This window comes from Pedobacter nutrimenti, from assembly GCF_032678445.1.
Lineage (GTDB): Bacteria > Bacteroidota > Bacteroidia > Sphingobacteriales > Sphingobacteriaceae > Pedobacter > Pedobacter nutrimenti_A.
Genome location: NZ_JAVTSQ010000010.1, coordinates 362,424 through 372,499, shown reverse-complemented (window position 1 = coordinate 372,499; position 10,076 = coordinate 362,424). Strand labels below are relative to the sequence as shown.

Genomic DNA, 10,076 nt, shown 5'->3' with positions numbered 1-10,076 from the left:
TAATAACCAGGGTTTTGAACCAAATTCGGATCATATTTTAAATCATCTATATAAAAAGGATATAATTGCCAGTTAGTATTCCATGTCCCACCTTTTTCTTTAGTCACTTTTTCCATAACTTCATCCACGTACCCCATTCTCTTTAGATCAAACCATCGATGTCCCCATTCCATAAATAACTCTACTTGACGTTCGTGCATAACTGCTTTTAATGCATCATCTTTATTTAAGAAAATGGGTAATTGAGGTAGTTGAATTGCTCCTGGAGCCTTATCAGTAGCCCTGTCACGTATGAGATTAAGGTCTTCAATTCCATTTCCAATATCCCCGTTCTGGATCCTAGCTTCAGCTCTAATTAAATACTGCTCTGCCAAACGTAATACAACAGTGTACTCGCTTATCTCAGCATTTGGATCAATGACTTTATATTTAAAAGGATAGTAATAGGTAACGTCTTTGGTTGTAACGTTGCTCATCCATTCTTTTGCTCTTAAATCATTAGGTTCAAAACTATCAACAAGATGGCTACTTAAATAAAAATTCTTAAAAACTAGCGAAGACGGCCCAGATAAAGGAAGAACAAATAGCTGCGCTTCTTGCGTATTAACCCCTATATTAACCGGTTGCAATTGCCAAATGGCTTCCGCATTATTCTTCAGGAACGTATTTGCTAAATCTGTCATTTTATATAGTGAAGAGTGATTTATAACAGATGTGGCCTCTCGTTCAGCTTCTGACCATTTCTGGTTATATAAATATGTCCTGGCCAGCAGTGCTGTTGCTGCCCATTTTGTTGGTCTTAATCTTTCTTCCGATCCCAACGCATAAGCTGTCTTGGCATCTCCTTTTAAGTATCGCTCGCTTAACAAATTTTGAGCATCTGTCAAATCAGCAATAATCTGAGCATAAACTGTCTTTTTCGTAGACTTTGCAATAATACCATTGATCTTATAGTCTGTAGTCAATACCAAAGGAACATCTCCATAAAGATTAACCAAATAGAAATAGCAGAACCCTCTCATAAATTTTGCTTCACCCAATAGCTGCTGTTTTAAAGATTGCGTAATCTCTTTACTTGCCGTCAATCCTTCTATAGCCGAGTTAATCGTATAAATCGTTGAATATATAGTTCCAATATGCCCTTGCACATTTGCTCTTGTAAGCGAATTGGTATAATAAGGGATATAAATTGTTGCTGAGCTCGTAACACCCCCATACAATATTAGTTCATCTGATGACAATGCAGGGAATAATGTCATTGATGTTAAACCGTTACCTCTCAATCCCTCAGACAAGTCAGCATATATCCCAGTTAAAACTGAAGCTGCGGTAAAATCTGTGTTATATACATTAGCAGAATTTATGCTAGTAACTGGAGGCCCTACCTCAACGAATTTCTTACAGCCATTTATAGGGATTAAGGTGCATAAAACAGATAAAATAATTAAATATCCAAATATTTTCTTGAATAACAAATTCAACTCCATCAATAAAATTTTCTTTTTCATTTCTTTTTTTTGAATTCTAAAAACACTATATGCTTATTTTTGCTCCAAAAGTGATAACCCGAAGTGGTGGTAATATTGAAAATAGACTCTTCGACTCTGGATCTAACCCACTATATTTAGTAATAGTGAATAAATTCTGTCCCTGTAAATAGAGCTTACAATTTTCCAAATGAACAATATTCTTTATATGCTTCGGAAGCTGCCAGGATATGGATAAATTCTTTAATCTGACATACGAAGCGTCAACCCAGTTCGCGTCACTTGATTGCACATCCCCATATGGCTCAAGTAAGGAATAATCTGTATTAAACCTTTGTACATTAGTTTGATCTCCTGGTTTTTGCCACCTGGACAATACTGAAATAGGTTGATTGCCATAAGAAATCCCTGCTCCTGGAAAATTGATCCCAAATTGATTACCAAGACTTTTTTGTTTTACAAATTGGAACAAAATATCTAAATCAAAGCCTTTGTACTTGAAACTATTATACAAACCACCATAAAACATTGGACTTGCGTCAACAAATACAGTCCTATCACCGTAGCTTGGAGAATTCGTAATGTTACCATTCTTATCAGCAAATTGGTAAACTCCAGTTGTCGCATTAACACCTAAGGAATGAAAAAGTCGTTGCACTGAAACTGGTTTCCCAATAATATAGTCGTTAGCATATGAGCTTTGTTCTAGGCCTGCAAAATCAGCCAGTTTATTTCTCTGTATAGTTAAATTAAAGCCACTCTTCCATTCAAAATTTTTGCTAACCAAATTAATTGTCGAAAGGCTAAACTCCCATCCAGAATTTTGAACTTTAGCTGGTAAATTGAGTAAAACACTTGTAAAACCCGCAAAACCAGGTAAGGGGTAGCCAACTAGTTGATTAGAACTCTGGTTAAACGAGTAAGTTGCATTAAGTATTAGTTTATCTTTGAAGAATCCTAAATCAATGCCCCCTTGAAGCTTTTTTGTTTCCTCCCAGGCAATAGTAGGATTAGTTATATTTTGAGGTTTCAGACCTAAAGTTCCTTGGTATGGTTTAGTCTTATTAATAGAATTATAGAGACTTAGATACCGATACTCCCCAATTTGGTCGTTACCTGTGGTTCCATAACTTACTTTTAATTTGCCAAAGCTCAGAAAATTTAGGTTATTTTTCCAAAAGCTTTCTTCCGAAAAGATCCATCCACCTGCGATTGAACCAAAATCATGAAACTGATTTGCAGATCCGAATCGACTGCTACCATCCCTTCTCGCATTAATATTTAGAATATACTTATCATTCCAAATATAGTTTAGCCTCCCAAACAAAGCACTATATTTATAAATTTCTTCTAAAGTTGAACCAACGTTTACAACTAAAGCGGATTTAAAATCATCAAGTACGGCATCACTAATCTGCTGACTGCCTTGTAGACCTAATGAATGACTATTCCTTTGTTGAAAGGTTGTTCCAACCAAGAGATCTAATTTTCCCTTTGCGATTTGTCTAGTGTAAGTAAGTTGCGGTTCAATATTCCAGGAATTAATATTATTGTTACCCCAAATGGCTAATCTGCCATTATATATCCAAAGTTCTGGTGCATATGATGATTGAGGGATAGTATTTAGGTCATTTGTTTGAAGGTTAGTATAACCCATGGAGCTCTTTATCTCAAGACCTGGTAAAACTTGATAGCTTAAATAAACATTTGACATTAAATTAGTTGTCTTATTTTTATACCTTATATACAATCGGGCCAACGGATTATTAAAAGTAGAATTTCCTTCATTATCTGGACTCCAATTTAAACTTCCATCATTATTATAAAGGGTAGGAGAATTAGGGGCAGACTGTATTGCTACATCCGTCAGATCATCATTTGGCAGGTGATTATTGTCAATCAGATAATTTAAACCAACTTGAATTTTAAATTTCTGATTTTTAGAACTACTACCTATACTTAATTTTGCTGATCCTTTAGTATCTGCAAAGTCCCCAGGAAATACAGTTGTCTCTTTGTGGTACCCTACTCCGAAAAGAAAAGTTGTAGTAGCTGATCCACCTGAAACTGTCCCTTGAAAATCCTGATACTTGCTTGTTCCTCCTATGAGTTCTTTTTGCCAGTTCGTATAGCGTGTAGTATCCCATTGACCATTGATATCATAATCTGTCGGTGACACGGGCAAATGGTCATTCCTTAAAGCTTCATGACGCATTTGCAAATATTGCTGGGTATTCAGGAGATTTAATTGCTTACCAACCTTTCCAAAACCGGATTGTAAATTCACATCTACCTTAATCTCACCAGCCTTTCCTTTCTTTGTTGTAATAAGCACAGCCCCATTAGCTGCACGTGAACCATAAATAGCAGTTGCATCTGCATCCTTTAATATATCAATACTTTCAATATCCGCAGGATTGATAAAGCTCATTGGGCTTCCTCCATGAAGTTGACCATAAATTGGTGATCCATCAGACGGGAGTAATTGTGAAATATATGGTATCCCATCAATTACATATAAGGGATCATTACCATTTAAAATACTATTCTGTCCTTGTATACGTACTTTTACTCCACCTCCCGCGATACCCGTAGACTGTTCAATGAAAACCCCAGGCACACGCCCCTGCAACGCCAAAAGCGGATTATTTACTGGTTGCTTTTCAATATCCTCTGCTTTAACAGTACTGATATTTCCCGTACTCAATCTCCTTGTCGTCGTTCCATATGCAATGACTTGGACCTCATCCAATTTCGACAAACTCTGCTCCAGCACAACACTTCCCATGTTTGCCGAAGCAATCACTTCCTTTGGCAAGTACCCTATAAAACTCACCACCAGCACAGCACCTTCTTCCACACCTCTCAGAAAGAACCTTCCGTCCTTATCTGTACTCACACCCTTCCCTGTTTTCTTTACTTTCACACTCGCGCCAGGAAGCGGACGATTCTCCGAATCCACCACCCTGCCATTAGCGTCAATGCTAGCCCAGCGATTAGCCAGGCGTTCCAGAAAGGTGGGTTCCTTTCTTTCTATCAATACGCTTTGGTCTGATATGGTAAATTTCACGGGTTGGTCTTTAAAACTGATATTCAATACTTCTTCTAAAGGGGTATCTTTAAAATGGGCGTCTATCTTCCGGTTTTGATCTATTTTTTTATCAGAATAGAATACACTATAGCCGGTTTGTTTACTGATTTCTCTAAAAAGGCTTTCTATAGTGATACCTTTTTGGTTAAGCGTTATTTTCTGCGCAAAACTGGATGCGCTGACCTGCATTATACATACGGTGATTAAAAAAGTGGTGATTTTCATGACCAGCAGGAGTTTCCTCATGCGGCATTTTGGCCAGCACGAGTTCTTAATGTAAAAATTCATACATTTGAGTTGTTTGGGTTAAATCGTAAATAATTTTCGCGAATTGTACTCGAGAGTAACCTGAACATATAAACCGGGGGTGTTTGCTGCACTCCTGGTTCTTTTTACACCATCATCCTGATGGTGCTTATTCAGTTCCAATTTCCTTACGGCCCTGCTGTTTTGTTTTCTGTTTTCATTTCTGGTTAATTTTGTCGGTTAATTGATATTTATAGGTTGGGTGGTTAGCCCAATGATGATTCAATACATTATTTTAATACGGTTACAGTCCGGCCTTCTATTTTAAAATGTAAGCCTTCACTTTTTTCCATTAGGGTTAATACTTTAGAGATCTGGTCGTATTTAGATACCACACCACTAAATGTGGTACTTTGATCAATCGGACCCTGAAACTGAATATCTACATTATACCATCTCGCTAATTTACGCATTACTGATGGTAAAGCCTCATTCCTAAAATAAAACTGCCCATCTTTCCAGTCTGTAAAAGAAGCAGCCTCAACTTCTTTCACGCTGAGCTTACCCCCCGCAAGAACAGCCTGCTCATTAGGTTTAAGGATTATGCCATTAATACGCACGCTCCCCTCCAATAGCGTAGTCTTAGTATCCGGCTCATCACTATAACTGTTCACATTAAAATGCGTACCCAATACAGTAACCTCCTGATTTTTGGATTTCACCACAAAAGGTTGGAGTTTATTCTTAAATATTTCAAAGTAGGCTTCGCCACTAAGTTCAACCACCCGCTGCCCACGCCCATTAAAGGAAACGGGGTAAATCAATTTAGAAGCGGCGTTAAGCCATACTTTGGATCCGTCAGGGAGTCGGACCTGATACTGCCCCCCACGGGGGGTTTCGATTGTATTGAGAGCATTCGAATATTTTATCCCGTCGCTACCTCTCGCGGTATATATTACCTGCCCATTAGCAGTCTTTGCAATCTCCACCCCTGCTTCCTGAGCAAGCTCACCATTCGCAGCATCCGTTAACGATACACGTTTACCATTCGACAAAACCAAGTAAGCCTTATTACCACCAGGTTTGATATCGTTTGCTAACAGATCTCTCGTCGCTGCGCTTCCCTCGAGATGACGTTGAGTATAAAAGAAAAGAGCAGCGCCAACAACCAAAAGAATCGCAGCAGCCGCAGCGATACGAGGCCATAATTTACGAGTCGATCTATTTGCTTGCTCACCAATTTCCTTCTGAATGTTTTTAAGCATCGCAGCTTTCAAAATTTCTTCCTCATTCTGTATCTCAGCAAACCACACCACCTCTTCCGCAGACATCGTTCTATACCACGCAGACAACTGAGCCAGCTCCTGTGGAGTTGCAGTATTGTTAAAATACTTCCTAACCAGTTCCTCTATTTGTTCTTTTTGCATGGTACCTTATTTGGTTAATATATAGTGAAGTACCTTCTCGACCCCGGTTACCCTTGGTCTAAAAAAAATATTTTTTAAAAACGGTAAGAATATCCCTTTACATCGCTTAATCGCCCCCACTCACCACCTCTATTGAAGATATAATAGGAGATATTTGTAGCATAGTTATTGGCATTGATGATAACATACATATATTTGTATCGTCATTTCCCTCGGGAAAAGGACCTGGTAGGCCGCATTACCTTAATTGCGGCATTGATTTCGTCATGCATGAATAACTGGCGCAAACTGCTCCTCTTATGAAAAAAATTAATCGGAATCCTAGCGCCTATCCTATTGTTTCGCTTTTTACACCTATACCACCTACAATATACAACCTAACGAAGTATTGCGTAATTTTCAACAACACTAAAACATTACCGGAAGAATGAGATTATTATTTTTTGGCTTTTTAATATTATTTACCACAAATTCCTTTGCCCAAAACAGTGGAAAGTTTGTAAAAGAACATCAATCCAATTGCAAAATATGGTTAGATGAACCAACACCCACAGATAGCCTTACTTGGAACGGCAATTGCAAAAACAATTATGCATCTGGAGCTGGCTTTTTGCAATGGTTTCAAAATCATAAATTGGCAGCTACCTACAAAGGAGAAATGAAGCAAGGCAAATTTGATGGGAAAGGGAAGTTTGAAATTATTGGATATGCCAGTTTTGAAGGAACTTTTATCAATGGTGCTTTAAACGGGAAAGGCGCAGCCTATTTTAACAATGGTGGTAAAACCATTGGCAATTTTGTAGATGGCGAATTTCTAAATCTGGATGATAAATATTTGCCTCTACTGAAAAAACAAACCATCGCCATCAAAAACAGTATGGAAACTTATGGCAACATAACTAAAGTCGATAACCTTTTCTATTATGCACTCGTTCCTAAAAGCTCAATACAGGCTGTTTTAGTTTTATTCCCGTCAACAGGCGAAACAGCTGAGAATGTGATCAGCTGTAATAAAGATTTGATGCAACAAGCTTATGATAAAAATATTTTAGCTGTGGTAGTGAGTGCGAATTACAACAACACACTGGATACAGATACAACGGCTAAACGCTTTTTCGATACGGTCTTTGAAGACATCGTGATGAGATACAAAGCACCAAAAGATAAATTTATTTTAAGTGGACTTTCGCTTGGCGGGATGAACGCATTGCAATACACTGAAATGTCTCGTAATCCAAAACACATCACTTATCTGAAACCTTTGGCGGTAATAGGCATTGATCCGCCGGTAGATCTGATAGATTTGTATAACGGCGCAAAGAAGGCCATCGTTAAATACGAAAAGGAAGGTAACAAATTATCGGAGAGCAAAAAAATAGCATTGCAGGAAGGCCATTTCCTGGTTAATGAATTTGAAAAACAATATGGTGGTTCGCCAGATAAATTTCCAGAAAAATATGTAGAAGGCTCAATGTTTACGCGAAGTAGAGATGATGGGGGTAATGCGAAATATTTAATTAGTGTTCCGACAAGATTGTATTGCGACCCGGATATAGTTTGGCAGCTTAAAAACAAAAGTAGAGATTATTATGATTTGAATGCGGCTAATCTCTCGGCTATGACCAATTTTTTAATGCAAAGCGGAAATACAAAAGCAGAGTTTATTCCCGCCATTGGCAAAGGCTTTAGAGTTGACGGAACAAGACATCCGCATTCTTGGTCAATTGTAGAGCCAACAGACTGTATAAAATGGCTATTAGAATTGATAAAATAGACTACACCGTACCACTGTTACGCTTAATGATATTTGTTGGTATATGTGTATCTTAAACAGATAATTGGCTGCTCCTCTTATGGAAAAAATAAAACACCCTGACCAAATACCTTCAACTGCAGACCGGATCTCTGTCCGGCAGCTCAAGGCTATATTTGGCGGGTCTATTGGAAACCTGGTAGAATGGTACGATTGGTATGCCTATTCTGCTTTTGCTATTTACTTTTCTGCATCGTTCTTCCCAAAAGGGAATCCAACTACTCAATTGCTGAATACCGCGGGTATTTTTGCCCTTGGTTTTCTGATGCGTCCGCTTGGAGGGTATATTTTTGGCCGGATAGCAGACCAGATCGGCAGGAAACAATCCATGACCTTGTCCGTGTTACTGATGTCCTTAGGTTCCTTATTGATTGCCTGTACCCCTACCTATAAAACAATTGGTCTTTTGGCCCCTATCCTATTGTTAACGGCAAGATTGCTACAGGGACTTAGTGTGGGCGGTGAGTATGGGGTATCTGCCACTTATCTGAGTGAAATGGCCAGTAAAAACCGGCGGGGTTTTTACTCCAGCTTTCAATATGTAACCCTGATTGGCGGGCAATTGCTTGCCCTGGCCATTCAAATTGCTTTACAGCAGTTTTTCCTTTCCGAAGAGCAGCTATCAGAATGGGGCTGGCGTATTCCATTTGCTTTTGGTGCCATACTTTCCCTGGTCGCTCTTTACCTCAGGAAAAACCTGGAAGAAACCCAGGCCTTTGAAAATCAGAAACAAAAACCAAAGGAGAAAAAAGGAACACTGAAAGAATTGCTAAAACATCCAAAGGCAGTAGCCACGGTAATCGGTCTTACCCTGGGTGGAACACTTGCTTTTTACACCTATACCACCTACATGCAAAAATTCCTCGTGAATACAGTCCATATGAGTAAAGAGCAATCTACCCTGATGTCCTTTTTCACCTTATTCATTTTCGCCTGCCTGCAACCGGTATTTGGGGCATTATCTGATAAAATCGGCCGTCGCCCCCTGTTAATTGGTTTTGGCAGTTTAGGAACCCTCTGTACGGTTCCTTTACTGACTACCCTGAGCCACACCACCTCCCAATGGGAAGCCTTTTTCCTGTTAATGGCCGCTTTGGTTATTGTAAGTGGTTACACCAGCATCAATGCAGTCGTAAAAGCAGAATTGTTTCCCGCACAGATCAGAGCCCTGGGCGTGGGCCTTCCCTACGCCTTAACCGTAGCAATTTTTGGAGGCACCGCAGAATATATTGCCTTATGGCTTAAAGACTGGAACCATGAAACGTATTACTATTGGTATATTACTTTTTGCATCTTTCTCTCTTTAATCGTTTATGTATTTATGAGAGACACCAAAGAAAACTCCCGGCTCAACCAGGATACGCAGTAAAACAGAATACTCAGTAAGAATAACTAACTTAATAAGAATAGCTAACTTAAATCAAATAGCTAACTTAAATCAAATAGAATTTTGCACCTAAATTTTAAAAAGATGAACACAAAAAAACTATTCCTCAGTCTAACATTTGCGATGTTCTGCACCTTCACATTCGCCCAAACACCAGCTAAACCAGAAAAACCAGCCAAACCAGCTAAACCCGTAATGGTCGGCGGCGACAGAGATAAACACGGCTGCATAGGCTCCGCCGGATATACCTATTCTGTTATCAAAAAGGATTGCGTCAGGCTCTTCGAGCAAAAAACCCAGTTAAAGGAAGTAAACGCAAAAGGATCTGCAACCTTCAACGCAACCGTTATTTTTAGCGCAGATAACAAACAAGCAGAGATCTTTGTACCGCGCGCAAAATCAAGCACCATACTCACCAGAACAAGAGGAACAAAAAGAAGTTCAGTCTGGAAAAAAGGCAAATATGCCCTCTATCAAAAAGGAGACCACTATATCCTTAAAGAATCCAATAAACCAATCTACGCACAGATATCTTAAACGCTATCACCTCCACGCTATCACCTCCTCGTCATGCTGAATTTATTTCAGCATCTCGGAATCGCTATAGCCACCACAGCGTTACTAG

Annotated in this window: 6 protein-coding genes; 3 read left to right on the top strand and 3 right to left on the bottom strand. The window is 39.0% G+C overall.

Translation table 11 applies throughout. The annotated features are described in order from the left end of the window. The 3 genes from R2S08_RS20025 to R2S08_RS20015 all read right to left on the bottom strand — a co-directional run. A partial coding sequence (locus tag R2S08_RS20025; protein WP_316836797.1) for a RagB/SusD family nutrient uptake outer membrane protein occupies positions 1-1,508 on the bottom strand: 1,508 nt, incomplete at its 3' end. A 25-nt stretch (positions 1,509-1,533) separates the two neighbouring features. Beyond that, positions 1,534-4,824, bottom strand: coding sequence for a SusC/RagA family TonB-linked outer membrane protein (locus R2S08_RS20020; protein ID WP_316836796.1), 3,291 nt, complete (start codon positions 4,822-4,824; stop codon positions 1,534-1,536). Positions 4,825-5,114: 290 nt separating this feature from the next. Further along, entirely contained in the window at positions 5,115-6,251 is a 1,137-nt protein-coding gene (locus R2S08_RS20015; RefSeq protein WP_316836795.1) for a FecR family protein, read from the bottom strand. Positions 6,252-6,678: 427 nt separating this feature from the next. Between R2S08_RS20015 and R2S08_RS20010 the strand changes: the two genes are divergently transcribed. From R2S08_RS20010 to R2S08_RS20000, 3 genes are all read left to right on the top strand, one after another. After that, the gene (locus tag R2S08_RS20010; RefSeq protein WP_316836794.1) at positions 6,679-8,025 is read left to right on the top strand and encodes a hypothetical protein; all 1,347 of its coding nucleotides are present in this window, start codon (positions 6,679-6,681) and stop codon (positions 8,023-8,025) included. A 79-nt stretch (positions 8,026-8,104) separates the two neighbouring features. Beyond that, the gene (locus tag R2S08_RS20005; RefSeq protein ID WP_316836793.1) at positions 8,105-9,433 is read left to right on the top strand and encodes an MFS transporter; all 1,329 of its coding nucleotides are present in this window, start codon (positions 8,105-8,107) and stop codon (positions 9,431-9,433) included. 102 nt (positions 9,434-9,535) lie between these two features. Then, positions 9,536-9,988: a hypothetical protein gene (locus R2S08_RS20000; protein WP_316836792.1), complete on the top strand. Its 453-nt coding sequence runs from the start codon at positions 9,536-9,538 to the stop codon at positions 9,986-9,988. The last annotated feature ends 88 nt before the right edge of the window (positions 9,989-10,076 follow it).

Excerpts from the sequence above, each read along its gene's own strand:
- R2S08_RS20000 (WP_316836792.1), top strand. The coding sequence starts at position 9,536 with ATGAACACAAAAAAACTATTCCTCAGTCTAACATTTGCGATGTTCTGC.
- R2S08_RS20010 (WP_316836794.1), top strand. The coding sequence starts at position 6,679 with ATGAGATTATTATTTTTTGGCTTTTTAATATTATTTACCACAAATTCC.
- R2S08_RS20020 (WP_316836796.1), bottom strand. The coding sequence starts at position 4,824 with ATGAGGAAACTCCTGCTGGTCATGAAAATCACCACTTTTTTAATCACC.
- R2S08_RS20005 (WP_316836793.1), top strand. The coding sequence starts at position 8,105 with ATGGAAAAAATAAAACACCCTGACCAAATACCTTCAACTGCAGACCGG.
- R2S08_RS20015 (WP_316836795.1), bottom strand. The coding sequence starts at position 6,251 with ATGCAAAAAGAACAAATAGAGGAACTGGTTAGGAAGTATTTTAACAAT.